25 protein-coding genes and 1 tRNA gene are annotated in these 26,236 nt (G+C 62.9%); 11 read left to right on the top strand and 15 right to left on the bottom strand.

What is annotated here, in order from left to right; translation table 11 throughout:
- Window positions 1-11: 11 nt before the first annotated feature.
- The 8 genes from bla to J3454_RS06930 all read right to left on the bottom strand — a co-directional run bounded on the left by bla (window position 12) and on the right by J3454_RS06930 (window position 8,214).
- Window positions 12-944: a class A beta-lactamase gene (bla, locus tag J3454_RS06965; RefSeq protein WP_349513006.1), complete on the bottom strand. Its 933-nt coding sequence runs from the start codon at window positions 942-944 to the stop codon at window positions 12-14.
- Window positions 941-1,870, bottom strand: coding sequence for an RDD family protein (locus J3454_RS06960; protein WP_349513005.1), 930 nt, complete (start codon window positions 1,868-1,870; stop codon window positions 941-943). The genes bla and J3454_RS06960 overlap by 4 nt, the downstream gene beginning before the upstream one ends.
- Window positions 1,867-2,934, bottom strand: coding sequence for a stage II sporulation protein M (locus J3454_RS06955; protein ID WP_349513004.1), 1,068 nt, complete (start codon window positions 2,932-2,934; stop codon window positions 1,867-1,869). The genes J3454_RS06960 and J3454_RS06955 overlap by 4 nt, the downstream gene beginning before the upstream one ends.
- A gap of 10 nt (window positions 2,935-2,944) precedes the next feature.
- The gene (locus tag J3454_RS06950) at window positions 2,945-4,291 is read right to left on the bottom strand and encodes a DUF58 domain-containing protein (protein ID WP_349513003.1); all 1,347 of its coding nucleotides are present in this window, start codon (window positions 4,289-4,291) and stop codon (window positions 2,945-2,947) included.
- 31 nt (window positions 4,292-4,322) lie between these two features.
- A complete protein-coding gene (locus J3454_RS06945; protein WP_349513002.1) occupies window positions 4,323-5,285 on the bottom strand; it encodes an AAA family ATPase in 963 nt (320 codons plus the stop codon).
- 16 nt (window positions 5,286-5,301) lie between these two features.
- Window positions 5,302-6,558 carry a DUF4350 domain-containing protein gene (locus J3454_RS06940; RefSeq protein WP_349513001.1) on the bottom strand — a complete coding sequence of 419 codons (1,257 nt, stop codon included), beginning with the start codon at window positions 6,556-6,558 and terminating at the stop codon, window positions 5,302-5,304.
- Window positions 6,555-7,259 carry a hypothetical protein gene (locus J3454_RS06935; RefSeq protein ID WP_349513000.1) on the bottom strand — a complete coding sequence of 235 codons (705 nt, stop codon included), beginning with the start codon at window positions 7,257-7,259 and terminating at the stop codon, window positions 6,555-6,557. The genes J3454_RS06940 and J3454_RS06935 overlap by 4 nt, the downstream gene beginning before the upstream one ends.
- Before the next feature lie 61 nt (window positions 7,260-7,320).
- On the bottom strand, window positions 7,321-8,214 hold the full coding sequence (locus J3454_RS06930) for a prephenate dehydratase (protein ID WP_349512999.1): 894 nt from the start codon (window positions 8,212-8,214) through the stop codon (window positions 7,321-7,323).
- Between the two features lie 119 nt (window positions 8,215-8,333).
- Between J3454_RS06930 and J3454_RS06925 the strand changes: the two genes are divergently transcribed.
- Complete coding sequence (locus J3454_RS06925; RefSeq protein WP_349512998.1) at window positions 8,334-9,053, top strand: c-type cytochrome; 720 nt, start codon at window positions 8,334-8,336, stop codon at window positions 9,051-9,053.
- Between the two features lie 28 nt (window positions 9,054-9,081).
- Here J3454_RS06925 and J3454_RS06920 read toward each other — a convergent pair whose 3' ends face one another.
- Window positions 9,082-9,747: an RlmE family RNA methyltransferase gene (locus J3454_RS06920; protein WP_349512997.1), complete on the bottom strand. Its 666-nt coding sequence runs from the start codon at window positions 9,745-9,747 to the stop codon at window positions 9,082-9,084.
- Entirely contained in the window at window positions 9,744-10,985 is a 1,242-nt protein-coding gene (locus J3454_RS06915) for a Ppx/GppA phosphatase family protein (protein ID WP_349512996.1), read from the bottom strand. The genes J3454_RS06920 and J3454_RS06915 overlap by 4 nt, the downstream gene beginning before the upstream one ends.
- A gap of 214 nt (window positions 10,986-11,199) precedes the next feature.
- On the opposite strand from J3454_RS06915, the gene J3454_RS06910 reads away from it, so the two are divergent.
- Window positions 11,200-11,273, top strand: a tRNA-Gln gene (locus tag J3454_RS06910).
- Window positions 11,274-11,591: 318 nt separating this feature from the next.
- Here J3454_RS06910 and J3454_RS06905 read toward each other — a convergent pair.
- From J3454_RS06905 to J3454_RS06895, 3 genes are all read right to left on the bottom strand, one after another.
- Window positions 11,592-11,978: a BLUF domain-containing protein gene (locus J3454_RS06905; protein WP_349513154.1), complete on the bottom strand. Its 387-nt coding sequence runs from the start codon at window positions 11,976-11,978 to the stop codon at window positions 11,592-11,594.
- Between the two features lie 472 nt (window positions 11,979-12,450).
- Window positions 12,451-14,343, bottom strand: coding sequence for an amidohydrolase (locus tag J3454_RS06900; RefSeq protein WP_349512995.1), 1,893 nt, complete (start codon window positions 14,341-14,343; stop codon window positions 12,451-12,453).
- A gap of 43 nt (window positions 14,344-14,386) precedes the next feature.
- The gene (locus J3454_RS06895; protein ID WP_349512994.1) at window positions 14,387-15,193 is read right to left on the bottom strand and encodes a mechanosensitive ion channel family protein; all 807 of its coding nucleotides are present in this window, start codon (window positions 15,191-15,193) and stop codon (window positions 14,387-14,389) included.
- Window positions 15,194-15,556: 363 nt separating this feature from the next.
- Between J3454_RS06895 and J3454_RS06890 the strand changes: the two genes are divergently transcribed.
- From J3454_RS06890 to J3454_RS06860, 7 genes are all read left to right on the top strand, one after another.
- On the top strand, window positions 15,557-16,267 hold the full coding sequence (locus tag J3454_RS06890; protein ID WP_349512993.1) for a Crp/Fnr family transcriptional regulator: 711 nt from the start codon (window positions 15,557-15,559) through the stop codon (window positions 16,265-16,267).
- Window positions 16,268-16,594: 327 nt separating this feature from the next.
- Window positions 16,595-18,103, top strand: a complete 1,509-nt coding sequence (locus J3454_RS06885) for an amidohydrolase (protein ID WP_349513153.1) — start codon at window positions 16,595-16,597, stop codon at window positions 18,101-18,103.
- Between the two features lie 35 nt (window positions 18,104-18,138).
- Complete coding sequence (locus J3454_RS06880) at window positions 18,139-19,416, top strand: carbohydrate porin (protein ID WP_349512992.1); 1,278 nt, start codon at window positions 18,139-18,141, stop codon at window positions 19,414-19,416.
- Window positions 19,373-19,837 (top strand): hypothetical protein, encoded by a 465-nt coding sequence (locus J3454_RS06875; RefSeq protein ID WP_349512991.1) that lies wholly within the window; start codon window positions 19,373-19,375, stop codon window positions 19,835-19,837. Before J3454_RS06880 ends, J3454_RS06875 begins: the two co-directional genes overlap by 44 nt.
- 14 nt (window positions 19,838-19,851) lie before the next feature.
- Window positions 19,852-20,205 carry a hypothetical protein gene (locus J3454_RS06870; protein WP_349512990.1) on the top strand — a complete coding sequence of 118 codons (354 nt, stop codon included), beginning with the start codon at window positions 19,852-19,854 and terminating at the stop codon, window positions 20,203-20,205.
- Window positions 20,198-21,058, top strand: coding sequence for a hypothetical protein (locus J3454_RS06865; protein WP_349512989.1), 861 nt, complete (start codon window positions 20,198-20,200; stop codon window positions 21,056-21,058). The genes J3454_RS06870 and J3454_RS06865 overlap by 8 nt, the downstream gene beginning before the upstream one ends.
- Window positions 21,059-21,604: 546 nt before the next feature.
- A complete protein-coding gene (locus J3454_RS06860) occupies window positions 21,605-22,903 on the top strand; it encodes an Hsp70 family protein (protein ID WP_349512988.1) in 1,299 nt (432 codons plus the stop codon).
- Window positions 22,904-23,048: 145 nt separating this feature from the next.
- Here J3454_RS06860 and J3454_RS06855 read toward each other — a convergent pair whose 3' ends face one another.
- Entirely contained in the window at window positions 23,049-23,387 is a 339-nt protein-coding gene (locus J3454_RS06855) for a hypothetical protein (protein ID WP_349512987.1), read from the bottom strand.
- A 471-nt stretch (window positions 23,388-23,858) separates the two neighbouring features.
- Between J3454_RS06855 and J3454_RS06850 the strand changes: the two genes are divergently transcribed.
- Both J3454_RS06850 and J3454_RS06845 read left to right on the top strand, forming a co-directional pair.
- Window positions 23,859-24,731: an LOG family protein gene (locus J3454_RS06850; RefSeq protein ID WP_349512986.1), complete on the top strand. Its 873-nt coding sequence runs from the start codon at window positions 23,859-23,861 to the stop codon at window positions 24,729-24,731.
- 4 nt (window positions 24,732-24,735) lie between these two features.
- Complete coding sequence (locus J3454_RS06845; RefSeq protein ID WP_349512985.1) at window positions 24,736-25,251, top strand: GNAT family N-acetyltransferase; 516 nt, start codon at window positions 24,736-24,738, stop codon at window positions 25,249-25,251.
- Here the strand turns inward: J3454_RS06845 and thiD are convergent.
- Window positions 25,206-26,048: a bifunctional hydroxymethylpyrimidine kinase/phosphomethylpyrimidine kinase gene (thiD, locus tag J3454_RS06840; RefSeq protein ID WP_349512984.1), complete on the bottom strand. Its 843-nt coding sequence runs from the start codon at window positions 26,046-26,048 to the stop codon at window positions 25,206-25,208. The genes J3454_RS06845 and thiD overlap by 46 nt on opposite strands.
- Window positions 26,049-26,236 lie beyond the last annotated feature (188 nt).

Raw genomic sequence — 26,236 nt, 5'->3', positions numbered from 1 at the left:
AGGGGGAGAAGTCAGTAAAGCTTGCCCACCAGCGGCAACCCGCGCTCTTCTTCCGCAAACTCCTTGATTACACCGCCCACCCGCGCCAGCGCCGCTTCGGCGGCCGGGTCCATGTCGTCATGCGTTTCGCGGGCGCGGAAATAGGTGGCGAAGGTGATCGGCGCGCGGCCCTCCGGCGCTTCGGCAAACCCGATGTCAACGTAAAGCGAACCCATGCCCGGCCAGATCGAAGTGCCGGTCTTGTCGCCTGCCGCCCAGCCTTCGGGCAGGCCTGCACGCACGCGGCGCACACCCGTCGGCGTGTCGATCATCCATTGCCGCAAACTCGCGCGCTCCGCTTCGGGCAGCACGTCGCCGTAAACCAGCTTCGCCACGGTGCGCGCCATTGCGGCGGGCGTGGTGGTGTCGCGGAATTCGGTGACCGGGACATTATTGAGTTCCGGCTCGTATCGATCAAGCCGGCTTACCCCGTCGCCGATGCTGCGCCAGAACGCGGTCAGCGCCGCCGGGCCGCCAAGCTCGCGCAGCAGCACGTTGGCGGCGGTGTTGTCGGAAAATTTCTGCGTGAACTCGGCCAGTTCGCGCAATGTGGCGCCGTCCTCCAGCCTCCGTGTGGTGAAGGGCGAGACATGCATCAGGTCATCCTGCGACCAGCGCACCAGCTTATCTGCGTCGATTGCCCCTCCCGCATCGCGTTCCAGCACCATCGCCGCCAGCGACAGCTTGAACGATGAGCAATGGCCGAACCGCCGATCACTGTTCAGGCCGACCGACATCCCGCTGCCGGTGTCGAACAATTCGACCCCCAGCGTACCGTTCGCCTCGCCCTCGATCAGTCGCAATTGCGCGGCGAGCCTGTCCGCCGGGCTTTGATCCGGCGGAATGCAGGCGGCCGCGCCCAGCGCCAGCGTGCCGCCTATGAAATGTCGCCGGTCGATCATCATGAAAACTTGTCCGCTTTCCGTTTGCCGAAGCGCATCTCGCCTTCCAGCTTGGCGCGCAATTGCCCATAGAAGGCTTCGAGAAAAGCCCGCTCGTCCCCCGCGCCCGGATCCCAGCCGATCTTGCGGCAAATGGCGGCGTGGACTGCGGCGAGCGCTTCGGGCGAGGAATCGCGCAGCATCCGTTCGAGCGTCTGCAATTCCTTTTCGCCATAGACCGAAAGTTCCGCCTCGCCGAATTCATACCGCGTGCCGGTGACATCGCTTGCTCCGCGCGCCGCTGCGGCGCCCTGGGTCGATAGCGTTTTGGCGAGCCGGGTGCGCGGCGTTTCGACCACCCATGTCCCGGCAATGATGTCGCCTGCGCGCAGCGCCTCGCGGTTGAAGAACGGCAGCAGCAGAAACAGCGCGAACCACGCGGTTGCCGCCCATGCCAGCGGGCCGATGTCTTCGCCCATCGTCGCGCCGACCAGCAGCACCAAGATGAACACCAACGGATAGAACAGTTCGATGTCGCGCAGCAGGTTGCGGGCGATCACCGCTTCGGCCGCCAGACGCCCGCCGCTGCGCGCGGCGATCCGGATGCCCACCAGCCGTTTTCCAAGCGTCGCTCCGCGCGGGCCGAGTTCCTGAACCAGGAAATAGCCGTACCACGTCACGAAGCCAACGATCACCAGCAGGATCTGCAGGAATTCCTGCGCCCCGCGCGGTGCGGCTTCGACATCGAGCACGGTGCCTTCCAGCAGCCCGCCCGCGATCCAGTTCATCAGCAGGTTGAAGGCGATCAGCCCGGCGATGATGATGATCACATCGATGATCAGCGCCCCGGCCCGGCTCCCGCGCGAGGCAATAGTGATCGGCAGCGCCAGCCCTTCGGGCGTGATCATCATGCGCCTGCGCTTGTTCGCAGGGACGGCGGCGGCGTTCATGCCTGTTCCGGCCCCGCCCGGCGCGGGCGATAAAGGAAGAAATAGGCGAGCCAGAAGGCCAGCATCATGCCGCCGATCAGGAACCGCGGCCCAGTGCCGTCGACCAACTGGCGCGGGAAGGCTTCGAGCAGGGCGGCGATAATCATCATGACGACCACACCCACCATCACCACCGCGCCGCGTTGCCCGGCCTCGGCAGCGGCGGTCAGCACCGGCCGCGTTCCGGGAAAGGCCATGCTGCGCCCGATATGCAGCCCCGCTGCGCCCGACAGCATGATGCCGAAAATTTCGGTGGTGCCGTGGACGCTGAGCCACGCGGATAGTTCGGCCGTCAGCCCTTGGCCCGCAAACAGCCACAGGATCGCGCCCAGCATCGCCATGTTGTGCACCATCAGCAGCAGCGACGGGATACCAAAGGCAAAGCCCAGCGCAAAGGCGAGGATGCACACGGCGGCATTGTTGCTGAACAGATTGGCGGCGAAGGTCGACAGGCCGATCGCGCTTTCCTCGGTCGCCAGTGTGGCCAGCAATTCCTCGCGGCTTGCTCCCGGCACACGGGTATCGGCCAGCCCGCCGGGAACGAGCCGGTAATACCATGCCTCCTCGCGCGCCACGAGCAGCCAGCCGACGATAGCGCCCGCCACCATCACGAACATGGTGATGCAGATATCCAGCCAGATCGCCCGCACCGCGCGGCTCCATCCGCCCAGCACGAAGTCGCGCAGCCACGCGGCGAACCCCTTGGGCGGGCCGTAGACCTGAAACCAAGCGCGTTGTACCAACCCTTCGAGATAGGCGAGCGTGGACGCATCGAGGCTGGTTTCCCGCGCCACCGCAAGGCTGGACGCGGCGGTGCGATAGAGCGCGGGCAGGGCCAGCAGATCATCGTCCGCGATGCGCTTCAATCCGCCGCTTTCCATCCGAGTGACGATGCTTTCCAGCCGCCGCCACTCACCTTCGCGCTCCAGCCGGAAACGATCCGAACGCAGCGCGGCGCCGGCGATGTCGGGCGGAGCGGCCATCGCGCCGCGCCCAAACCATGCTGACAGAACCGGCGCCTTCATCCTCCCCTCCTCATCCGATCATCTCGCTGTTCTTGATGAGGAAATAGCGGTCGATCAGCTGCGGCCCGATGGCGTCCCACGGCGCCTCGATCACGTCGATGCCCATCCGCCGCAAGCGCTGCAGCACCAGCTTGCGCTGCTGCGCAAGCGTATCGGCCGTGACCGAGCGGGCGAGGGTAGCGATATCGCCCGGCGGGGCGGCGATCAGCTCCTCGAGCTCGGCATCGGCCATGGTGACGAACAGCACCAGATGCTTATTCGCCAGCCGCCCGAGGCTTTCGACCATGATTTCAGCCGCAGTCGGATCGGTGAAGTCGGAAAACACCACCACCAGCGAACGGCGTTTCAGCTTGGTCGTCAGCGTCGCGAGCGCGAGGGTGAAATTGGGCTCGGCCGCGGTGTAATCGAGGCCGGCGGCGGCGCTCTGCAAGCGGTGGAAGGCGCGGGTGTCGCCGATGAACGGGGTCATCAGCTGCGGGGTCTGCGCAAAGCCGAACAATGCGCATTTGTCCCCGCCCTTCAGCGCGACATAGGCGCAGGTCAGCGCAGCCGAGACCGCGCGGTCGATGCGCGGCAACCCGTCCACCGGCTCGCACATCGCCTGCCCGCAATCGAAGGCGAAAACGATCTGGTTGTTGCGCTCGCTTTCGTTCTCGCGGGCGTAGAGGTGGTTGTGGCGCGCGCTCGCCTTCCAGTCGATCCGGCGGCGGTCCATCCCGGCCTCGTATTCCGAAAGCGCTTCGAACTGGGTGCCTTCGCCGCGGATGCGCCGCGCGATCAGGCCGGTCTGGGCGTTGCGCAGGAAGGTCTGCAAGTCCTTCGATCGCACCGGCGACAGATCGGGCCAGATGCGCACCGCCTTGTCCTGCATGACCTTGACCTGCCGCGCGCCGAGGCCAAGCGGCCCTTCCCAGCGCAGCCAGGCACGGGTGATGGCGGCAGTGCCGCGCCGGACCGGGGTGACGTGCGCCTCGCCGCGCCAGCCCGGTGTATCGACCTCGGGCGAAAGCGTGAATGTCACCCGCCCGGCTTCGGCCAGTCGCGGATCGCAGGCGAGCGCCGCCTGCACCGCCTTGCGCCGTCCTCCGGCAAAGCGCGCGGTGACGGCAAGCAGGACAGGCTGCCCGATCTCGGTGTCGGCGGGGGCGTGGATATCCCACCCGGCGTTGCGTCCGGACAGCAGCGCGTCGATCACTACCAGCGCGATCAGCGCAGCCCCCAGCACCGGCGCGATCACCCATGCACCCGGCGCGGTGGCGGCGATCACCAGCGCCACCGGCGCAAGGCCTGCAATCGCCCAGACCGCCCGTTCCGTCGGCGCGATGACCAGCAGCGGCCCCAGCGGGGCGAAGATCATGCTAAGGAGGCGGCGGAGCACGGCCATCGGGTTAGCGGGGTGCCTCGGTGCTTTCGACCAGATCGGCCACCAGCGCTTCGATATCGCGCCCTTCGATTTCGGCGGCGGGCGACAGGGTGAGGCGGTGGCGCAGCACCGGCACCGCCAGCGCCTTCACATCATCGGGGATCACGTAATCGCGCCCTTCCAGCGCGGCGCGGGCGCGGGCGGCGCCTGCCAGCAGCACGGCGGCGCGCGGCGATGCGCCCACGATCAGTTCGGCATGGTCGCGGGTGGCGCGGATCAGCCGGACGACATAGCCGGTGATCTCCTCGGCCACCGCCACCTGCGCCAAGGCTGCGCTCGCTGCGCCGATGCCGGCAGCGTTGGTGACAGCCGCCACGCCCAGATCGGCGGGACGCTGCGGGCCGGAACGCTGGCCATAGGTGGCAACGATCCGCGTTTCCTCCTCTTCGGCCGGGTAGGGCACCAGCAGCTTGAACAGGAAGCGGTCAAGCTGGGCTTCGGGCAGGGGATAGACGCCCTGATTCTCGATCGGGTTCTGGGTCGCGACCACCATGAAGCGATCGGGCAGCCGGTGGGTTTCCCCGTCGAGCGTAACCCGGCGTTCCTGCATCGCTTCGAGCAGTGCGGCCTGCGTCTTGGGCGGAGTGCGGTTGATCTCGTCCGCCAGCAGCAGGTCGCAGAAGATCGGCCCGCGCGTCAGAGTGAACTGGCTGGTCTGGAAGTTGAACAGGTTCGACCCGAGGATATCGCCCGGCAGCAGGTCAGGCGTGAACTGGATGCGCCCGAAGTCGAGGCCCAGCGCGGTCGCGAAGCTTTGCGCAAGGAAGGTCTTGGCAGTGCCCGGCGGGCCTTCCATCAACACGTGGCCTTCCGAAAGCAGAGCCACCAGCAGCATATCGACCATACCGTCCTGCCCGACGATCGCCTTGGCGATTTCGGCGCGGATGGCATCGGCGAGGCTGCGCACGTCACTCAGGCTCATGGTCATTATTCGCGTATCCCTGTCACAGCTTGGCGGTAAGATCGTCCAGCGCCTGAGCGGCGCTGAGGATGTCGGCGGGCCTATCGGCGGATTCGAGCCGCGCGGCGCGGCGGGAGAAGGGTTCTTCGTTCGGCAGACGGCGGGCGAGCGCGGCGTCGATCGCACCCGGATCATGCCGCGCAAGGCCGAGCCGTCCGGCGATCCGGCGGGCGGCAAGCGCGGCATAGGGCGTCCCCAGCAGGCCAAAGCGCCGTGCGCGCAGGATCAGGCCCGCTCCGTTGGCGATCAGCCGTTCCTTGCCGAACGCGATGGCCGGGCCGTTGCCCGCCGCCGCCGGGCCGAACCGCTGAAACGCACGCCAGCCGATGATCAGCAGCGCCAGCAGCAGGCACAGGGTCGCAGCGAGGAAGGGCGGGCGGAAGGCGAGCGTCAGCAGGTTTTCCGACGCGCCGAAGCCATTGAGCGTGAGGTCGAAAGTGATCTCGCTGATGTCGCCGTCATACGTCGCCTCGCTCACCAGCGCCAGCACCGCGGCGGCGCGCGTCTGATCGGCCAGCCCGTAATTATTGGCAAAATCGGGATCGGCGAGGAACAGCGTCCAGTGCGCGTCCTGATAGTAATCGCTGTCTTGCTCGCCCAGCACCTTCAGCGCCAGCCAGTGCCCCGCCGCGTCGAACAGCAGCGGTTCGTGAATGTCCTTTTCGCCGGTATAAAGGATCGTGCGGGTCGGCAATTGGCCGCTGAGGCCGAAGCCGTCCCAAGCCGGTTCCTCGTCCGCCTCAAGCCTCTCGATCTTGTGTTCGAAGGCATAGGGGACGGGCAGTTTGGCGGGCCATTCGAGTTCATAGGCATCAGTGAGGACAACCCAGCCCGGCTTGAACTTGTCGCGCACTTCGGCCGGCAGCATCGGCGGCGGACGCAGCGCAGACCATTTGGGCAGGATCACCAGCGTCGGGCCGATATTCTCGCGCTTGCGCAGCAGTTCGCCCAGCTCCTCAGCATCGGTGGCGGGCGGCGGGGTCAGCACCAGAAGTGCATTGGTCTCCAGCCCCGCAGGACTGCGCGAACGGGTGACGTCGTAGCCCTCGGCCTCCAGCAGCCGGACCAGCCCGGCATAGCCGTTCAACCCCTTGCTCGCCGCATGGGCTTGGCCGTTATTGCCGCCGCCGCCGAAATCCTCACCCGAGGCGATCAGCCAGATCAGCGCGACGAACAGCGCGAAGCCCCCCGCCACCAGCGCCAGCGTTCCGCCGCGCGAGAAGGCGACACCCTGGCTCATGCGGCGCGTTCCCGGGTGCTCAGGCGGGCGAGCGCGAAATCGGCATAGGCGGCGCGGGCGGCCTCCCAGTCGGCGCGTTCCAGCCCGCGCAGGGCGAACAGGCTGCTTTCGACCCGCTGGGCGATGATCCGAAACGCGGTGCGCGCAGCCTCGGGCAAGGCGGGCAGCGCCGATAATTCGCGCGCGGTGCTGGACGGTTCTACCCAGTCAGGCCGCGCGGCAGCAATCTGGCCGATGCTGCGTTGCAGCAGCAGACGCGTGGCCTCGTCGAACCGGCCCTCCGCAGCCAGCCGGTCGGCATCTTCCAGCAGGGCGAGGCTGGCGGCGACTTCCGGCTGCCAATCCGCCTCGGCCTCGGCAGCGTCGCCGCGCCGGCGTTCAGCGCCCGGCCCGAAGGCGCGCACCAGCAGCACCGCCACGAAGCCGACGACCAGCGCCAGCAGCGCCCATTGCAGCCACCACCACGATGCGCCCAGCATCTGTCCTACCGGCCCGAACAGATCGGCGAGAAACCCGAACACCTCGGCCAGCATGCGTTCGAACCAGCTCGGCTCGGGCGGTTTGATTTCGGGGATTTCGACAGGGCTGAACTGCAGGTCGCCATCATCGCGCAGGCGCTGCCACGCCGCCGCATCGATGCCAGACGATGCGCCTGAATCTTCAGGCGATTCGGTCGGGAGAGTCTGCGCCGCTGCGGTCATGCCTGAAAGGTGGTGGCATGGCGCGCACGCGGGTGCAACCGGGAAACCGGGCCTGCGCGCTCTATCCTCGTGCGCGGGCCTGCCGGTAGGTGCCGAGGATGCGCAATTCCTTGGAATGGAAGGCGCATTCCTCCAGCGCGCGGTCGACCGCCGGATCGCCCGGAGCGCCGATGATGTCGGCATAGAACGCCGTCGCGGAAAAGCTGGTGCCCTTCTGATAGGATTCCAGCTTGGTCATGTTGACCCCGTTGGTCGCGAACCCGCCCAATGCCTTGTAAAGCGCGGCGGGGATGTTCTTCACTTCGAACACGAAAGTGGTCATCACCGGCTGGCCCGCCAGCGATCCGGCAGGCAGGGGCGCGCTGGCGAGGATCACGAAGCGGGTCATGTTGTCGGGGCTGTCCTCGACATTGTGTTCGATGATGGTCAGGCCATAAAGCTCGGCCGCGATGGCCGGGGCGATGGCGGCGACGTTCGGATCGCCGCGTTCGGCAACGAAGGCCGCCGCGCCCGCGGTATCGGCATGGCTGAGCGGCACGATGCCCTTTGCCCGCAGATAATGGCGCGACTGGCCGAGCGCCTGCGGGTGCGAATAGGCCGCTTCGAACGGGCCTTTTCCCAATGCCATCAGCGCGTGATGGATCGGCATGAAGAATTCGCCGACGATGCCCAGTCCGCTTTCGGGCAGCAGGAAGTGGATATCGGCGACGCGCCCGTGCTGCGAGTTTTCGATCGGGATGATCGCATGGCCCGCACGCCCGTCCTTCACCGCGTCCAGCGCGTCCTCGAAGCTGAAGCACGGCAGCGGCAGCAGGTCCGGACGGGCTTCGGTGGCGGCGCGGTGCGAATTGGCGCCGGGCGAGCCCTGAAAGGCGATAGCATGCGCCGGATCGGCAGCAGCGGCGGCGCGCATCCGGTCGACGATTTCAAGAGCAGGGCCGGGGAAAGATCGCATGGTGGCCACGCTGCTAGAGCGCTGGGGGCACGTGGGCAAGCCCGCTTGCAAAAGGTGCAAGGATTCGTGCCATGATGACTCTTGCGCAGGGCCGTGGGCAACACTATGGGCCTGCCTCAATGACACAGGACAATTCTACGCAACCGACAGCCGACGTCCAGAATAGCGGCGGCGATCTGTTCAACACCGCCGCCGGATGGGTGCTGTTCGCAGCCGGACTGGGGCTCGGGCTCTCGATTCTTTCGAGCATGTTCTTCCATGGCACCGATCCCGAACGACCCGAGCAGCTCGGCTACGTGATCGAAGGCGTGGTCGAGGACACTGCCGGCCCTGCAGAAATGTCGATCGACGAAGCGCTCAACGCGATACCGGTCGCCGATCTGGTGACTGCGGGCGAAAAAGCCTTCGCCAAGTGCCAGAGCTGTCACAGCGTCGAAGCGGGCGGCGCCAACGGGGTGGGCCCCAATCTGCACGCCATCATGGGCGCCAACATCGCGGCCAAGCCGGGATTCGCCTACAGCGCCGAACTGGCTGCGCTGGACGGCCAGTGGACCTGGGAAAAGATGGACGCTTGGCTCAAAAGCCCCAAGGGCTACGTTCCCGGCACCAAGATGAGTTTCGCTGGCCTGGGCAAAATCGAGGAACGCGCTGCGATTTCGGCCTATCTCAACTCACTCGGTTCCGGACTGCCGCTGCCGGAATTCACTCCGGACGTGCCCGACACCGAAGCCGACGCGCCCGCCGGGCCGATCGAAGGTTCGGATGTCCAGCCGCGCGAAGCCGCTGGCGCTATGGGTGCCGACGAGCCTGTCTCTCCCGACACGCTCATTACTGAATAAACCCCGTTCCCATCGGGCGCGCGCTGATCTAGCCGCGCCCCTTGAACTTCTGCGCGATCACATACCATTCGGACGAGCCCTTGCGGCTTGCCGGAGGTTTGGCGTGCTTGACGCTGGTGAAGTGCTTTTTCAGCAGCGTCAGCAGTTCGGTATCGGTGCCGCCCGCCAGCACCTTGGCGACGAACGCACCGCCTTCTTCCAGATTATCGACCGCGAACCACGCCGCCGCCTCGACCAGCCCCATGGTGCGCAGGTGATCGGTCTGCTTGTGGCCGACGGTGTTGGCGGCCATGTCGGACAGGATCAGATCCGGCTGCCCGCCCAGCGCATCGGTCAGCGCCTGCGGGGCGGCATCGGCCATGAAATCCATCTGGAAGATCGTGACCCCTTCGATCGGTTCGACCAGCAGCAGGTCGATCCCTACCACCTGCGCCTTCGGCACGCGGGCGCGCACCACCTGCGCCCACCCGCCCGGCGCGATCCCGAGATCGACCACGCGGGCCGCGCCTTTGAGTAGAGCAAAGCGTTCGTCCAGTTCGATCAGCTTGTAGGCCGCGCGGCTGCGGTAGCCGTCGGCCTTGGCCTGCCGGACATAGGGATCGTTGAGCTGGCGTTCGAGCCAGCGCACTTGGCTGGCGGTGCGGCCCTTGGCGGTCTTCACTCGTTTGGAGGGGTTCTTGTCCGATCGGCTCATGACGTCGCCCCTCCCGAGCGCTGTTGCTGAAGCGCGCGCAGGCTGCTTTCGGAGCGCTGTTCGGCGGCCATCAGGCTGCGCAGGATGCCTTCGCGAATGCCGCGATCGGCCACGCCCAGCCGGCGTGCGGGCCATAGGTCAAGGATCGTTTCGAGAATCGCACATCCCGCCACCACCAGATCGGCGCGATCCTGCCCGATGCAGGGCAGGTTGCTGCGCTCGTAAGGAGTCATGACCGATAGCCGCGCGCTGATATCGCGCATCGCAGGGGCAGGCACGATCAACCCGTCCACCGCCTTGCGATCATAGCTCGGCAGTTCGAGATAGAGGCTGGCGAGCGTCGTCACCGTCCCGCTGGTGCCGAGCAGGCGGATATCGTCGTGCCCGGCGGCTTTGGCGACCCGCGCGGCGAAGGGCGCGAAACTGTCCGACACTAACCGGCGCATCTCCGTGTAGCGGGCGAGGCGCGCGGTTTCGCCTTCCTCGCTGCGGCCGACCGTGTCGGTCAACGAGACCACGCCCCACGGCACGCTCTGCCAATCGAGGATGCGCGGCACGCGGCTGGCTTCCGGTCCGCCTGCTTCGACCAACACCAATTCGGTCGATCCGCCGCCGATGTCGAAGATCATCGCCGGGCCGTCGCCCGCCTCCAGCAGGATATGGCAGCCCAGAACTGCGAGGCGCGCTTCTTCCTCGGCGCTGATGATGTCGAGCGCGATGCCGGTTTCGCGCCGCACCCGTTCAATGAAGTCGAATCCGTTAGCGGCGCGGCGGCAGGCTTCGGTCGCGACCGAGCGGGCGAGGCGGACATTGCGGCGTTGCAGTTTTTCGGCGCAGATCGTCAGCGCGGCAAGCGTGCGGTCCATCGCCTTGTCGGAAAGCTGCCCGCTGGTGGCCAGCCCTTCGCCCAGTTTCACCACCCGGCTGAAGGCATCGATCACCGTGAAATCCCGGCCCGATGGGCGCGCGATCAGCAAGCGGCAGTTGTTGGTGCCAAGGTCGAGCGCGGCATAGGCCTCGCCCGGATGGCCGGGCCGCAGCGTGCCGATGGCGTCGAGATCATGCACCGGACGCGGATGGCCGGCCTGGGCTATGCCATTGCTGCGACCGTCACGGCCTTGCTTTCGCGGATCGGGCTGGGGGGCGCGTTTGTAGCGAAAATCGGCTACCTTGCCGGACCTTCCGCCCCGTTTCTTGCCAGCCCTGGCATTTCTGTCCGGCGGCATCATATCCGCCATAGTTTAGTACTTTCATATCACCGAACGCGCACAGCCTGCGCGCGGCACCTGCTGGCAAGCTAACCCAAGCACCGGCCAAGGGCAAGCGCGCGCGCCGCCCGTGCCTCGGATATGATTGGCCGGTCTTTGCGCAGCACGGTCTTGACCTTGCGCCCGTACGAAACTAGGAGGCGCCCTCGCTGACGCTGCCGGACTCTGTCCGGCGGATGGCCAATGCCCCGTCCTCTAATGGTAAGAGAGCGGACTCTGACTCCGTCAATCAAGGTTCGAATCCTTGCGGGGCATCCAGCCAAATGACGGCCCAAGCTAATTGTATGGGTCGTCCCAAGCTAATTGTCGAAGTGCCTCAGCGACGCCTTAAGGTAGGGTGAATGACGCTGCTGTTCGCGCTCTGGCGGTTTTGCCTGTGAGGTAAATCCAGAGTTGCTCTCGCCTTTAGAGCCGCAGAAATGGGTCTCATCTGGGTGTCCATTCGCCTCATGGTGCTTCTCCACCCGCAGAGCCATACCCCAGATTTCCTGCTAGCGACTCCTCACCATGATATGGCCTGCGCGCTGGTAGTCGCCGCGTCGCTCATTTAATTTCCCGACCTTGTCAGGCCCGCCATCAGTCACCCGGATTGGCCGAACTTAGCCGTGCGAATGGAGCGCGCAATTCTTCCGGGTCCGCCGCCTCGAGTGCGCCAGCTTCTACGTCTTGCGCCGACCAGAAAAGCGATGGTGCTTCGTCATCCAGCATTGCCCAGTTCGGAAACATCCGCTCGCCCATGTCTTCGGACAGTAGCAGTTCGACGTTGGCATGCCGATCATCCTCCAAGATCCGCGCATAAAGCGCATCAATTGCGCTCTCAGGCCCTTCGATCAGTTGCAGGTAAAGATCATGCCGACAGATCAGCGCCCCGGTGATGCCCTGACGCGGATTGTTGCGCCGCGCGGTTGAGAGGATACCCGCCAGCATGGACGTGTCGAAACCGAACGGCTGTGAACGGTAGATCAGGCGCTTTTCGATGACAGTCTCCCGGATAACACGGTCGAGTTAGATTTACGCGAATGTGGGCGCGGAGGATAGCAGTGTGTTTTCGCGACTTCGCGACAAGGCTGCTTACACGACACCTGCGCCAAAAGCTGAAGTTCAGAAAACGACCGAGTTGCTCATGCAATGTTAGCTCGACATCGCCGAGAGCTTTGAATTTTCCACAAAGGGTTCTTGCCAAGGATTACTCTTCGAGAAGAAGGCGCTAACAGCATCTCCGATTAGACAACGGATGATTTCCGGCTTGGCTGGATGGCCGGGTTTGGGACTTAGCCGTCGTTCCAAAATGGTGTGTCGTATGACCGTTTTCACCGTAAGCCGACGCAACGATGGTCAGGTCGTGAATGGCTGCTATCCAAAGCCCGCTTCCCGAAAACTCGACAGGCAGGAACCGACCCCATGTCGGATTAAGGAGCTTTTGATCTCGATCAACTCAGATCGGATGCCCAGAATAGGCAGCCTTCAATGCATGGGCCAGTGCGGAACGGTCAAATGCCGGATTGGATACGCTGACTGACACTCGGCCCGAATCAGGCAACGTTGTTGCACCATCGGCTTGCAACACACGTCCTTCCATAACCGTGCCCCACACCTTGATGTTGCGAATTTCCATCGGGTCCACCGCGAGCGGGTTCGCATCGAGAATGGTGAGGTTGGCGCGCTTTCCCGGGGTAATGCTGCCAATCTCGTTTTCCATCCGCAGCGACCAGGCCGCCTCGATCGTCACGCCGCGCAGGGCGTCTAGTGCGCTCACGCGCTGTTGGGCGCTGGCGACGCGGCCTGATGCAGTCAGCCGGTTGACAGCGCACCACATCAGGAAAAGTGGATCGCCAGGCGCCATCGGCATGTCCGAGTGTAGCGACCAACGGATCTTGGCGCGGTCGAGATCGCCTAGCCGCACCATAGCATCGGCGCGCTCAGGACCGAGGCCTACTTTGCCATACTGGTCGGCCAGTGCGCTGACATAATATGGATTGCCACTCACGATCGCGCCCAGACGGGCTATCCGTTCGACCTGATCCGCGCCGCTCACAGCGAAGTGGACGAGGACGGTACGATGATCATGACGCGGCTTACGACGGAGATTGGCTTCCAGCGTGTCGAGCACTCTTTTGAGCCCGGCATCCCCGTTTACATGAACATGAATTTGGTAATCCGCGTCCCAGTAGATGCGAAATGCACGCTCGAACACTTCGCGATCAGTCATCCATTCGCCTTCGTGTCCGTCTAGATAGGGCTCGCGCACCTGCATCAGCTGCGAATAGATCGCCCCATCTGCGAACAGCTTAACCTGCTTGGTGGTCATACCTGTCATGCCGCCATACCATGAGACGAGCTTCTCGGTTTCGAGGATGACCTGCGAATCGTCTGCTACCTTGTCGATGATGCTTTTGCCGTCAGGCATGAAAGACCAGCGGAATGGCATGTCGGGACTGGAAAACACCGAATTGACACCGTTTTGCACGGGCTTTGCCAGAATACCTCCCGGCTCATTCCCGAACGTAATGCCCTTGGCGTGCATGTAATCCCGAGTGAGCAAGAGTCCGGTGCGCAATCGTTCGGGACTGGCAATCGTCCCGGCAATGAAGGGCAGCGCGGCGAACAGGCCCTGCTCCCAGAAACGTCCTTCTCCGAAATTGCTCTGACGTCGAGCAGTTGCAGCAAAACCCTCGACGACTTCGCGTGTCAGTTTTGCTTGCTCAAGGGCCGCACTGTTCAAAATCATTTCGTGACAAGATCTCGCCCATACAAAGACCGGGCGGTCGGTGGTCATGGCATCAAGATCGGCGCGCGTCAGATCGCCATAGAATGCAGGATGATAGCCCCACGACAACAATGGCTCAGCATTATCGGCCGCGCTGGCCGCTGCTGACAGTCTCTCGAGAAAATCGCGTTTGTCCCTGACTGCCTTTACCGTCCTACCCGGCGTGACCCAGTCCTCAATAGCGAGGATTTCCGAAGACATCGTCAAAGCCGCCAACACAGGGTGGTCATGTTGGGCGATGAAGCCAGGAACAATTGTCTTGTCCGCAAAGCGCCGGTCGATGCTATAGGACTGACTGCCGAGCGCCGCGATTACTTCTTCGAGGCTGCCGACCCAGCCGATCCTGTCGCCTACCACCGCAACTGCGGCGGCCCTTTCGCGGACAGGATCGAGCGTGACAACCTCGCGCGCAATATAAATCGTCGCTGCCGGACTCGTTAGCGCCGAACCGCCAATGTCCTGAAGTGATGACGGCTGCGCGGAGGCGAGCGACAATGGTGATAGAGACGCCACGGTTCCCAGGCCGGTGCCCACGAATGCTCGGCGGCTGATATGCGTCATCTTGCAGCACTCCCATTCTCTACCCCCTCCCGGAGGAGTGTGTTTATTCCAACGTTGTCTTCTGTTGCTCGATCACAAAAGGCGGCGCGTAACCTGCCTCCCCGAAGGTCTGGGCGATCAGCTTGTTGGAGTCGAAATAGACCTGCCAGTAGTGATCAGTATGGCAATAAGGCCGCACCGCTAGAACGGTCCCGCGTTCGTTGAAGTCGAGGATCTCGACATCGGGCGCCGGGGCTTCAATCACATTGGGGATAGCCGAGAGCGCCGGCTTCAGCCGCGCTATGGCATCAAGCGGATCTACGCCGAATGCCAGCTGTGCAGTGCGATCAACCCGGCGATAGGCGAGGGTCGAGTAATTCTTGACCACATCGCCGGAGATCTTGGAATTGCCGACGATCGTTTCGACATTGTCGGGGCTGGTGATGACCGTGTTGAACAATCCGACCTCGGTCACCGTGCCCTCGACTCCGCCGCCGACAATATAGTCGCCAACCTTGTAGGGACGGAAGATGATCAGGAATGCGCCGGCCGCGAAATTGCCGAGCAGGCCGGACCACGCCGCGCCCACTGCCAAGCCGACCCCGGCGAGCAGCGCGGCGAAACTGGTCGTCTCGATCCCGAAGAAGCCGAGAATCGCCACCACAAGGACGACATTGAGCACGACCGAAAGGATCGAGGCGATGTAGCGCTGCAAGGTGGGGTCGAAATTGCGCGCCGTCAGCACGCGACCCAGAATGCCGATCGCGAGGCTGATCAGCCAGCCTCCGATCATGTAAAGCGCAAAGCCCGCCGCGATCTTCAGCGCCGCCTCGGTCATCACCGCAGAAATCGTCGCCCAATCTATTTCCATGTCAGCCCCCTCGCCGGTTAATCATTCGGCTGCCCGGACAGATTCTCCGGTCGGCCATGCACCCGGTTCCGCTTGAGAAGGTTCCACTTGATGCAGCCAAGTCGATCTAGCGGTATGCCGGCTCGCGAATTGTCGGTTTTTCGGCAATGGCATCGGAATTTGTTGTGATATTCTGCGATGGTCCGGATTGATTACCTGCCCGATTTTTCTTGACCAATCTTTGCTGCTGGTCACCGTCCTGCACTGTAAGTCGGAGGTTTTTAACCTCGTCGTGGCACGGCAGATTGCACGTGTTGAATACTGTTCCTTCAAGCTCTGGCAGTTTCACTCGCGTGCGACAGAATAATGTCTTAGCACCTGCGAATGGTCACGCAGCTTCATGTTCCAGAGCCGCAACGTGAAGAACGGTTTGCAAGCCTGTCGCGTGGCGGTTGGCTGTCACTGCAATCGCACGCTTTTACTAGGGCGATCCTATGCGCTGGACGGGTCATAGCTTTGCAGCCGCGCGAGCCCGTTACGATGGAAGGCGACGAGGACTTGCGCATCTTCGGCGTGGTGCGAGGCGCCGTGGGAACATATAGCAGCCATCGGCATCAGTTTCCCGTCCTTGGAGCGATGTTGTTATCCGGACAATGGTTCGGTGTCGGGCCACGTTTTGTCGGGGGCGGTCGCAAATTGACATTCATCGCCATGGAAGACACCGAACTGCTGTGCTTCGGCAACGCCGAGTTCCAACAGGTCAGTGTTTCCTGCTCCGATCTGGACGACCAGCTGGCACAGCTTGCCCAAATGATGTCCAATTACTCCAATCTGATCGTGGCAGAACTGCTTATTCCCGAAACCGATCGCCGGATCGTGGCCGTGCTGTTGCGTCTGTGCGAAGGCACCTCCGGCGAGTTCAGCTTCAGACTTTCGCAGGCCGAGTTGGGAGAGATGTCGAACGCCTCGCGCGACACCGTCAACAAGCTCGTCAAGCGCCTTGAACAATGTGGCCTGCTCACGACCCGCTATGGGCGTATCGTGGTTGCCGATTATGAAGGTCTTGCGCGCTGGTTCGATACTGCCGGCACTTGAGGACTGATCGGATGCCGCCCCGCAGGGCTCAGAGCACAAGAATTTCGCGATTGTCGGCTATTCTGCAATCTGGTGCCTGAAGCACCTGTAGATGCCTTCTGGCTGCCTGGGCAATTCTCAGGCTGTGGGGGGAATTTCAAGATGCGCGCACTCAGTTTCGCAACAGCGGCAATGCTGCTGTCCGCCGGCACTTCCGCAGTTGCCCAGACGGCAGACCGGATTTGGACTGGCGGACCGATCATCACGATGGACGACGGGCAGTTGCGCGCCGAGGCGGTCGCCGAGGATGACGGCACGATAATCGCGGTCGGCACCCGCGCCGACGTGATGAAGCTCAAGGGGCCGGACACCCAGATGATCGATCTTGCAGGCAAGACCTTGCTGCCCGGCTTTGTCGATGCGCATGGCCACGTGATCGGCGGCGGGGTGCAAGCCATTGGTGCAAACCTGCTTGCTCCGCCCGATGGCATCGTGACGGATATCCCTTCGCTGATCAGTCAGATGAAACAATGGGTGCGCGACAACAAGACGATCGTTGATCGCTACGGGGTCATCGTCGGCTTTGGTTATGACAATGCCAGCCTTGCCGAGGGGCGCCACCCGACACGCGAGGAACTCGACACAGTATCCTCTACCGTGCCCATCTACCTGATCCATCAATCCGGGCATTTCGGTGCAACCAACTCCGCCGGGCTCGCCAAGATGGGGATTACCCGCGACACGCCTGACCCGACCGGCGGTGTCATCCGCAAACGCGCTGATGGCGAGCCCAATGGCGTGCTCGAAGAAGTCGCTCACTTCTCCAACATCGGGAAGCTTTTCAATGCGCTTGATGCTGAAGGGGCGATGGCGTTGGTCAAGGCCGGAACCGAACTGTGGGCGCGTTTCGGCTACACCACTGCGCAAGAGGGGCGTGCGACCGGATCTGTAGTGACCCTGCTTGAAGGCGCAGGCGCCAAGGGGATGCTACCGATCGACGTGGTTGCCTATATCGATGTGCTCGTCGATCGCGATATGGCCGCAGCCAAGGATTCTTTCGACTACACAAACCGTTTCCGTGTCGGCGGGGGCAAGCTCACCATCGACGGCTCGCCGCAAGGTTTCACTGGTTGGCGCGACAAACCATACTATGATCCGGTCGGCGATTACCCGGCCGGGTATGCGGGCTATCCGGCAGTTACACCTGATCAGGTGGTCGGCGCAGTTGATTGGGCTTATGCCAATAACGTCCAGTTGCTTACCCACTCCAATGGAGAAGCTGCCGCTGATCTATTGATCGCAGTGCTAGGGGAGGCAGAGTCACGCTACGGAAAAGCTGATCGCCGCCCGGTTCTCATTCACGGTCAGTTTCTTCGCCGAGATCAGGTGGCGTCTTTTGATAAGCTGGGTGTCATTCCTTCTTTGTTCCCGATGCATACGTTCTACTGGGGCGATTGGCACCGCGATCACACGGTGGGGCCGGTGGACGGCGAGAATATCTCACCAACCGGTTGGGCGCTTGAACGCAAGATGATCTTCACATCGCACCATGATGCACCCGTGGCTTTCCCAGATTCAATGCGAGTGCTCGATGCCACTGTGACGCGCCGCACGCGCTCGGGCGATATTCTTGGTCCGAAGCACCGCGTCGATGTGATTACCGCGCTGAAGGCGATGACAATCTGGCCTGCCTACCAGCATTTCGAGGAAGACCGGAAGGGTTCACTCGAAATCGGCAAGCTTGCCGATTTCGTGGTTCTCTCCGACGATCCCACCGCGGTCGATTCCGAGAACATCGACCAGATCAAGGTCGTTGAGACCATCAAGGAAGGCCGCACCATCTACCGCCGCAAATAAGGCAGCAGAGATCGCTGGCAGGAGCGCCTGAGACAATGACGATCCGATACTGGACGCAAGCCGTGGTGGCTGCCGCGGCGCTGCTCCCTTGTGCGCTCGCCGCGCAAGACGGGAGCAAGATAAAGGGGGAACTGGGGCCGCATGACAAAGCGGACGAACTGGCCGTTGGCCCGCCGCCGCCTGAGAAGCCGCCGCTGTCGCTGACCAAGGCGCTGGGCGTGCCGGGGGTGGCCGCGCGGCTCGATCTGGTCGGCTTCGTGGGCGCGCAAGCGGCGGGTGACGGGCCGGGCGATGCGCTATTCACCGGCCGCGCCGATCTGTTCATCGATGTGTCGAGCAAGGGCCTCGGCCTGTGGGACGGCACGATCCTGCGAACTCATACCGAACTGCGCGCGAGCGATACCGGAGCGGGTCGTTTCGGCGGCGCGCTGTGGCCGCAGAACACCGCTGCGCTGCTGCCGCTGACGGGCGAGGGGATCGAAATGACCTCGATCTATGTCGTTCAGAACCTCGGTGCCAAGACCAACCTGCTGGTCGGCAAGATTAATGCGATCGATCTGCTTGCCGGCGATCCTTTTTTCGGCGGCTGGGGCACGCGGCGGTTCCAGAACATCGCCTTCGTCGCTCCGCCGAGTGGTGTGGTGCCGCCGACGATCATGGGCAGCATCCTGACCCATCAGGCAGGCGACATCGGCATCACCGCGATGGTCTTCGACCCGGAGGACCGCACCGGCGATTACGGGTTGGGCGAGCTGTTTTCGACCGGGGTCAACGCCTCGCTCGGCGCGACCTGGCAAGGCGAATGGGGTGGGCGCAAGACCAGCATCGGCCTGACCGCCGCCGGTTCGACCAGCCGCGGATTGGATTTCGAGGACATTCTCGGCCCTCCGGGGATCGAACGCGGCACCCGTAAGGGCAGCTACAACATCGCGCTGCAATTCGGTCATGATCTGGGCGGCAGCGTCAGCGCGCCCGCGCATGTCGGCATCTACGCCAAAGCAGCGATAGCCGATGGCAATCCCAACCCCATCGAGGCGTCATTTGTCGGCGGGCTTGCCGGTCATGGCCTCTTGGAGGGGCGCAGTCGGGATCGCTGGGGACTGGGTTTCTACTTCTACGACTTCAGCGACACGCTGCAAAATGTCGCCGCGCCATTGGCCGAGTTCGACGACGAGGCGGGGGTCGAGGCTTGGTATGCCATCGCGCTGGGCGGCAACACAGACTTCACCCTGAACATCCAGGCAAGCGATCCGGCGACGGGACAGAACGATGTCGCTCTCGTTTTCGGCGCGCGGCTGGGGATGCATTTCTGACTTTAAAGGAGGCTGCAAAATGAACACGAAAAGCTACGCCATCGCACTGGCATCTACACTTGCCCTGGTGGCCTGCGCCGAACCGCAAGCCACCGACCCGGTGCAGACCGCGCCCGAGACGGCGACCGAGATCAAGGCCATTCCGGCGAATGAAAACCTCATGCGGCTGACGTGCGCCGATTATCTCGGCACTGCCGAAGTGGCGATGACCCAGCCTGCCGACGAGGCCGCCCTCGCCGCGCAGGACGAGTTGGTCAGCGGCCTGACATGGCTGCATGGCTATCTCTATGCAGCGCGCGAAGGCAAGATCGACGTATTGAGCCAGGAGTGGATGATGGCCACCGCCAAGCAGGTTCAAGAAACTTGCGCGAAGGCTGACAAGCCGGCGGAAACCAGCCTGTTCGAGGTGGCCACATCATGAGGCGGGCTGGATTGTTGGCGTTCGCATTGCTCGCCGGCCTCAGTTTCACTGTCGTTATCGACAGCGCGCAGGCAGACCGCCGCGATCGCCATCGCCATCAGGACCGCTGGGACGATTGGGATAACCGCCGCGATGCGCGCCGTGCAGGAATTATCGCTGGCACTGCGGCAGCCAGCATTGCCGGGTCCGCAGCGCGCCAGAATTCTCGCGACGAATACGAGGAGTGCATGCGGCTCTACAGCTACGGCTATGGCTATGACCGCTACTGCCGCGAGGAATATTATCGCGACCAATACGCGGCTCGCCGCACGGCTCGGCGCACCGGCGTGATCGTTGGACTTGGCGTGCAGGAGATTGTCCGTGATTAGTTTCACGCATCTGTGGCGAGGGTCTGCCCGCGCGATTGTGGCAGGCGGAATTGCCATCTGCGCAGTTCCGTCCGCGGCGCAGGACACCGCCGAAGCCCCTGTGGTGGTTGCCAGCGGTGAAGACGCGAGCAGTGGCAGCGACCTTGCCCAGCAGCTGCAAAACCCCGTGGCATCACTCATCCAGGTCCCGATCCAGAACAACATCGATTTCGGCATCGGGCCGGACGACGGGTTCCGCATCACCAGCAACGTCCAGCCGGTCGTCCCGATGTCGGTTAACTCCAAGTGGAATGTGATTAGCCGCACAATCACGCCAATCATTTACCAGCAAGACGTGACCGCACCGGGAGCAAGCCAATTCGGACTGGGGGATACGGTGCAGAGCTTCTTCTTTTCGCCCAAGGAAATCGGAAGCAGCGGCATCATCTGGGGTGCGGGTCCGGTGTTCCTGCTCCCCACCGGCACGCAGGCGGCGCTGTCAGGCGAAAAGTTCGGGGCTGGACCGACCGCCGTGGTGCTCAAGCAAATGGGGCCGTGGTCGGTCGGACTGCTGGTCAACCAGATCTGGTCCATTGCCGGTGACAGCGGACGGGGTGACGTCAATCAAGGCTTCGCCCAACCCTTTGCCTCCTATGTCACGAAGGATCTGGTGACATACAGTGCTGGTCTCGACATCAGTCAGGACTGGGAAAATGATCTCACCACGATTCCGGTCAACCTCGGCATCAGCAAGCTCATTCCAGGCAAGCGACCTCTGAGCATCGGTGGCGGTGTGCGCTACTACGTCGAGAAGCCGGAAGGTGGACCAGACTGGGGCCTCAGACTGTCGATAGCACTGCTGTCCCCCCAGTAATTTACGAACATGCAGGAACGCAGCTGCTGCTGGACAGCCGTTCGACACACCGAGGTGAGAGTCAGGCTAAGTATGCCGGAGATCGTTCGTGACTGATGGCTTCCAAGAGCAAGAGCAGGCAAGCTTGCAGCGCGCCATCAGCACGGTCGAGCGGGCCCTCATGCTTTGTGACGATCTTGGCTGCACTTTCGCTGCGATTCACCTTTCCACGGCACTAGACCTGCTAGGGGCGCAGAAGGGCTTGAAAGGCACTGATCCCCCGCGATAGCAGGGAACCATACCTCACCGAGCATGAGCGGACCCAGTCCGCGAATCCGAAAGTGACATGGCGGCTTTCGGCGGAAGCAGACGTTCAATTTGGCGGACGTGAATGACCGTATCTGGGTCGAGAGCTGCCTCTCGGAAATGTGCCCTCAAGCATAAGTTCAGTGCATGTGACCGGCCTGCGTAAGGCTGCAGGGGTCGTTAGCGACCTTGTCGCCTCTAGCGACGCGTGCAATAGGCGCCGCCCTCCTGGTTCACCCTGAATATGAAAGGCCTGGCGCCGTGACTGGTATTGCGCCGACTGCACTCGGCCTCGACTTTGGTACCACCAACACCGTTGTCGCGCTCAGCGGCGGCGAGGACGAGTCGCAATTGATTTCCTTTGACGGCGAGGAGGCGACCGGCGAGATCTTCCGGTCGGCGCTGTGCTTCTGGGAAGAAGGCAGCGGGCCAAATGGCATTGCCAGCGAGGCCGGTCCGTGGGCGATTGCCGAATTTCTTCAGTCGCCGCTCGACAGTCGCTTTGTGCAGTCGTTCAAGTCTGTTGCTGCAAGTTCGATATTTGAACGCGCGCAGATCTTTGGACGGGCGTTCCGGTTCGAAGATTTCGGGCAGTTGTTTCTGCAAAAGCTCCGCGATCATGCCGGCGGCCAGCTATCCACGCTACCGCCGCGCATCGTGGTCGGCCGGCCTGTCGAATATGCCGGTCCGCGCCCTGATTCAGCCTTGGCGCGTCAGCGCTACGATCTGATGTTCAAGGAATGGGGCTCAGAGCTCCATTATGTCTACGAACCGCTGGGCGCAGCATTTAGCTTTGCCTCGCGGCTTGATCGTCCGACGACGTTGCTCGTCGCTGATTTCGGGGGCGGCACGACTGACTTTTCTGTCGTGCGCGTGGCGGAACCTGGCAACCGCCGTCGCTGTCAGCCCTTGGCCGCGTCCGGTGTTGGCATCGCCGGCGATCGCTTCGACAAAAGGATCGTCGACCATCTCGTGCTGCCGCTGCTCGGCAAGCGCGGGATGTATCGCTCCTTCGACAAGATTCTCGAGATACCCGGCGGCTATTTCAGCGATTTTGCCGATTGGTCCCGGCTTGCACTGATGCGCAACAAGCGAACGCTGGAGGAGCTTCGCAAGCTGCAGCGCAACGCGGTCGATCCGGCTCCGATTGGACGCATGATCGCCCTCATTGAACATGAGCAGGGCTTCCCGCTTTACGAGGCTGTCGGCCGAACGAAGCGGGCGCTATCGGCCAGTGACGAAGCGCAGTTCGCATTCTCTGGTGGCGGGGTTGATATCAATGCGACCGTCACCCGGCGAGAGTTCGAGCAGTGGATCGCCGAAGACTTGGGGCGGATCGAAGCTGCGATGGATGCAGCCTTGGTGAAGGCCAAACTGGAGCCTGCCGCGATCGACCGGGTTTTCCTGACCGGCGGCTCGTCACTCATTCCAGCCATTCGCGCCCTGTTCGAACGGCGCTTCAGGCCTGAGCAAATCGCCACCGGCGGGGAGCTTACGTCCATTGCTCATGGCCTTGCGCTGATTGGTACCGATGCCAATCCTGCCGAATGGAGCGTGTGACGATTTTGCGCGGCTTTGATGACCCGTCTTGCTCGAAGGTCCGCTTTCTAACGTGCTCGCCGGAAGCGAACAGTCTGCATATGGCCCACGCGCCGCCAACGTGAGCGAGCGACAAGCGGCATCAGCGCCGACAAGTCCAATCTGGTCAGCGAGGCTTCTTGGCGATGGTGGCGGTAAAATCCGGGTCTTTGTTGGCCACCCAGTCGACGAATTTGCGGACGGCCGGGTAGGCCAGCAAGCTTTCGACGTCCGTCCCATGGCGCTGCAGTTCAGAATTGGTGAAGTTGGCGATCAGCGTCTGCTGGCAAATGGAGTGCATTGGCACAACATCGCGCCCACCCCGGCTCTTGGGCACGGGGTGGTGCCACACAATGGTTTTGCCGGTAGGCCGACCACACAGCCAGCACGGCGCCACCGAAGCTTCAGTCTCCTCCTTTTCCGGAAGCTCGCGATACTGATCTCGTTTGGAATGTTTGCGGGCCATGTGTCTGCCTGACTGCCTGAATCTGTACCGTCTGTCTGTTAGCCAGAACGATCAGCTTTACCACACCCGTGTGTCCGTTCGGTTCAGATCAAGAGGGTTCACCACGCTTGATGAAGTGCGCGGAAAGGCGCGAGTTGATAGATGAGAGGCGATGAAGACTATAGCGGCAGGGTCTTCCCGCTGGCAAAGCTTCGGCACATCATGTCTCTAGAGTTTTGGGTGGGCGCTAATAGCTACTACTAACTTGTTGATTTCGAGCGTTCGGTCTTTGCTCCTGTCCAAATCGGGGGGGCGGGCAGAACTCTTGTCACTCGGTTTTGACAAGTCACGATTTGTTCTGGCGTTCTGAGTCCATCTTCGGTGTCAAAGGACACCAAACCCATACTGCCTCCGCTCAGCGATGTTCCACGTGAAACATGCTGCAAACCAATCCGCTTGCGGGCCTGAGGCACCCCTACTAGGGGTCTAGCAATGACCGACAAAGACCTGACAGACCGCAAGTTCTACCGCGCGGGCGAGGAAACCCGTTTTGCCGAGGGCGTGCCTGAACGCACGCCGCAGTCCGCGCATCCGGCCTACAAGCTCGCCTTCCGCGACACCGATTTCCTGCTGCGCGACGAACTGCGCCCGGTGCGGTTCCAGCTTGAACTGCTGAAGACCGAGATGTTGCTTGATGAAGCGCGGGTCGGATCGACGCTGGTGATGTATGGCTCGGCCCGCATTCCTTCGCCCGCTCAGGCCGAAGCGCGGATCGAGGCCGCCAAGGAAGGCGGCGAATACGAACAGAAGGTCGCAGCGCGGCTCGCGGAAAAGGCGAAATATTACGACGAGGCCTACAAGCTGGCGCGGCTGGTCAGCGAAAAGGCGATCATAGAGGACGGTAAACGCCAGTTCATCGTCACCACCGGCGGCGGGCCTTCGATCATGGAGGCGGGCAATCGCGGTGCGTCGGATGCGGGCAGCGAATCGATCGGGCTGAATATCGTGCTGCCCCACGAACAGGCGCCCAATCCCTACGTGACGCCGTACCTCAGCTTCCAGTTCCATTACTTCGCGCTGCGCAAGATGCACTTCCTGTTGCGCGCCCGCGCAGTGGCAGTGTTCCCCGGCGGCTTTGGCACCTTCGACGAGTTTTTCGAGCTGCTCACCCTGATTCAGACCGGAAAGATGAAGCCGATTCCGATTATCCTGTTCGGCAGGGACTTCTGGACCCGCGTGATCGATTTCGAGGCGCTGGCGGAGGAAGGGACGATCTCGAAAGCCGATCTCGACCTGTTCCAGTGGTGCGAAACCGCCGAGGAAGCCTGGGCCTGCATCAGCGATTTTTATGAGCTTAAGGACTGAGCCTGTGATCCGCACCCCCCGGCTGCTGCTGCGCAAAGTGCGGCCCGCCGAGGACTTTGCGGCGATGCATGCGATCCTGGCCAATCCGCAGGCGATGGCTTTCTGGTCAAGCCTGCCGCACGAATCCGAAGATCAAAGCCTTGACTGGCTGGCAGATATGGCGGCTATTCCTCCGGCTGAGGGAGCGGACTTCATCGTTGAATATCAAGGCCAACCTATCGGAAAGGCCGGGTTCTATCGCTTTCCGGAAATCGGATTTCTGTTCGCACCGGATGTGTGGGGGCAGGGCTTCGCCAGCGAGGCAATCTATGCGGTTTTGGCGAATGGCTTCGCCGAACACGGGCTGGAAGGCGCGCTGGCCGACGTCGATCCGCGCAACGCAGCCTCGCTTCGGCTTCTGGCCCGACTAGGCTTTGCCGAAACCCGCCGCGCGGAGCGGACCTGGCTGATCGGCGATCAGTGGTGCGACAGTGTTTACTTGTCCGTGTCGCGCGAAGTCTGGCTGGCACGCACCGCCTGATGCCCCAGCGGGCCATTGCCTGCACCAAATCCGGGGGCGGCCTCGATCGCGCGGATCACGAACTGCCGGCCCAGCCGCACCGCGTGTTCCAGCGGTTGGCCGTGGCCGAGTAGCGTCGCGATGGCGGATGACAGCGTGCAGCCGGTGCCGTGGGTGTGGCGCGTATTGATCCGCGCGTGATCGAACTGCACCGCGCGTTCGCGGGGAACATACAGCACATCGATGATACGCGCGTCCGAGGTATGCCCGCCCTTGGCCAGCACCGCAGCGCCGGTCATGTGCGAAAGTTCCTCGGCAGCCTCGACCAATTGTTCGCTGGTGGTGAGATTGCGGCCCAGCAGGTGGCCGAGTTCGGGCAGGTTGGGGGTGATCAGTGCGGCACGCGGAAACAGGGTGTCCTGCAGCGCCGCAATGGCTTCAGGATCGATCAGTGCCGCGCCGCTGGTGGCGATCATTACCGGATCGAGCACGATCGGCGCTCGCACGCCTTCAAGCGCGCGGGCCACATGGCCGATGATGTCGGCATCATGCAGCATTCCGATCTTCACTGCGTCCACTCCGATATCGGAGATGCACGAGGCGATCTGTTCGGCCACCATATCGCCCGCCATCGGCGCGATGGCTTGCACCCCGACGCTGTTCTGCGCGGTGACAGCGGTGATCGCGGACATTGCATAACCACCCAACATGGTGATGGTCTTGATATCAGCCTGGATCCCTGCGCCGCCGGACGAATCGGATCCGGCGATACTGAGAATCCGCGGGGCAGGGGTACTCGGGCGCGTTGTCGTGGTCATGGCGCCAGCCATAGCAATTCCGCACGCACAGGCGAGAATTTTGCGTATGCGCCGCACAGCCGACCAAGCCCCTCTTTTCCGGCCAGGCGGGCAACTCATGATATGAAACCGAACCCCCGGACGTGTCTACATGGCACCGGAGGATCGGAACATGACGCGGGCGAACGACGAGAAACAGACGGAATCCA

It is taken from the genome of Erythrobacter sp. NFXS35, from assembly GCF_040148725.1.
Classification (GTDB): Bacteria; Pseudomonadota; Alphaproteobacteria; order Sphingomonadales; family Sphingomonadaceae; genus Erythrobacter.
Note: the sequence above shows the minus strand (reverse complement) of the source record. Positions and strands in the feature narration are given on the sequence as shown.

Coding starts and splice junctions, on each gene's coding strand:
- bla (WP_349513006.1), bottom strand. CDS start 944: ATGATGATCGACCGGCGACATTTCATAGGCGGCACGCTGGCGCTGGGC.
- J3454_RS06960 (WP_349513005.1), bottom strand. CDS start 1,870: ATGAACGCCGCCGCCGTCCCTGCGAACAAGCGCAGGCGCATGATGATC.
- J3454_RS06955 (WP_349513004.1), bottom strand. CDS start 2,934: ATGAAGGCGCCGGTTCTGTCAGCATGGTTTGGGCGCGGCGCGATGGCC.
- J3454_RS06950 (WP_349513003.1), bottom strand. CDS start 4,291: ATGATCTTCGCCCCGCTGGGGCCGCTGCTGGTCATCGCGCCGACGGAA.
- J3454_RS06945 (WP_349513002.1), bottom strand. CDS start 5,285: ATGACCATGAGCCTGAGTGACGTGCGCAGCCTCGCCGATGCCATCCGC.
- J3454_RS06940 (WP_349513001.1), bottom strand. CDS start 6,558: ATGAGCCAGGGTGTCGCCTTCTCGCGCGGCGGAACGCTGGCGCTGGTG.
- J3454_RS06935 (WP_349513000.1), bottom strand. CDS start 7,259: ATGACCGCAGCGGCGCAGACTCTCCCGACCGAATCGCCTGAAGATTCA.
- J3454_RS06930 (WP_349512999.1), bottom strand. CDS start 8,214: ATGCGATCTTTCCCCGGCCCTGCTCTTGAAATCGTCGACCGGATGCGC.
- J3454_RS06925 (WP_349512998.1), top strand. CDS start 8,334: ATGACACAGGACAATTCTACGCAACCGACAGCCGACGTCCAGAATAGC.
- J3454_RS06920 (WP_349512997.1), bottom strand. CDS start 9,747: ATGAGCCGATCGGACAAGAACCCCTCCAAACGAGTGAAGACCGCCAAG.
- J3454_RS06915 (WP_349512996.1), bottom strand. CDS start 10,985: ATGGCGGATATGATGCCGCCGGACAGAAATGCCAGGGCTGGCAAGAAA.
- J3454_RS06900 (WP_349512995.1), bottom strand. CDS start 14,343: ATGACGCATATCAGCCGCCGAGCATTCGTGGGCACCGGCCTGGGAACC.
- J3454_RS06895 (WP_349512994.1), bottom strand. CDS start 15,193: ATGGAAATAGATTGGGCGACGATTTCTGCGGTGATGACCGAGGCGGCG.
- J3454_RS06890 (WP_349512993.1), top strand. CDS start 15,557: ATGGTCACGCAGCTTCATGTTCCAGAGCCGCAACGTGAAGAACGGTTT.
- J3454_RS06885 (WP_349513153.1), top strand. CDS start 16,595: ATGAAGCTCAAGGGGCCGGACACCCAGATGATCGATCTTGCAGGCAAG.
- J3454_RS06880 (WP_349512992.1), top strand. CDS start 18,139: ATGACGATCCGATACTGGACGCAAGCCGTGGTGGCTGCCGCGGCGCTG.
- J3454_RS06875 (WP_349512991.1), top strand. CDS start 19,373: ATGTCGCTCTCGTTTTCGGCGCGCGGCTGGGGATGCATTTCTGACTTT.
- J3454_RS06855 (WP_349512987.1), bottom strand. CDS start 23,387: ATGGCCCGCAAACATTCCAAACGAGATCAGTATCGCGAGCTTCCGGAA.
- J3454_RS06850 (WP_349512986.1), top strand. CDS start 23,859: ATGACCGACAAAGACCTGACAGACCGCAAGTTCTACCGCGCGGGCGAG.
- thiD (WP_349512984.1), bottom strand. CDS start 26,048: ATGACCACGACAACGCGCCCGAGTACCCCTGCCCCGCGGATTCTCAGT.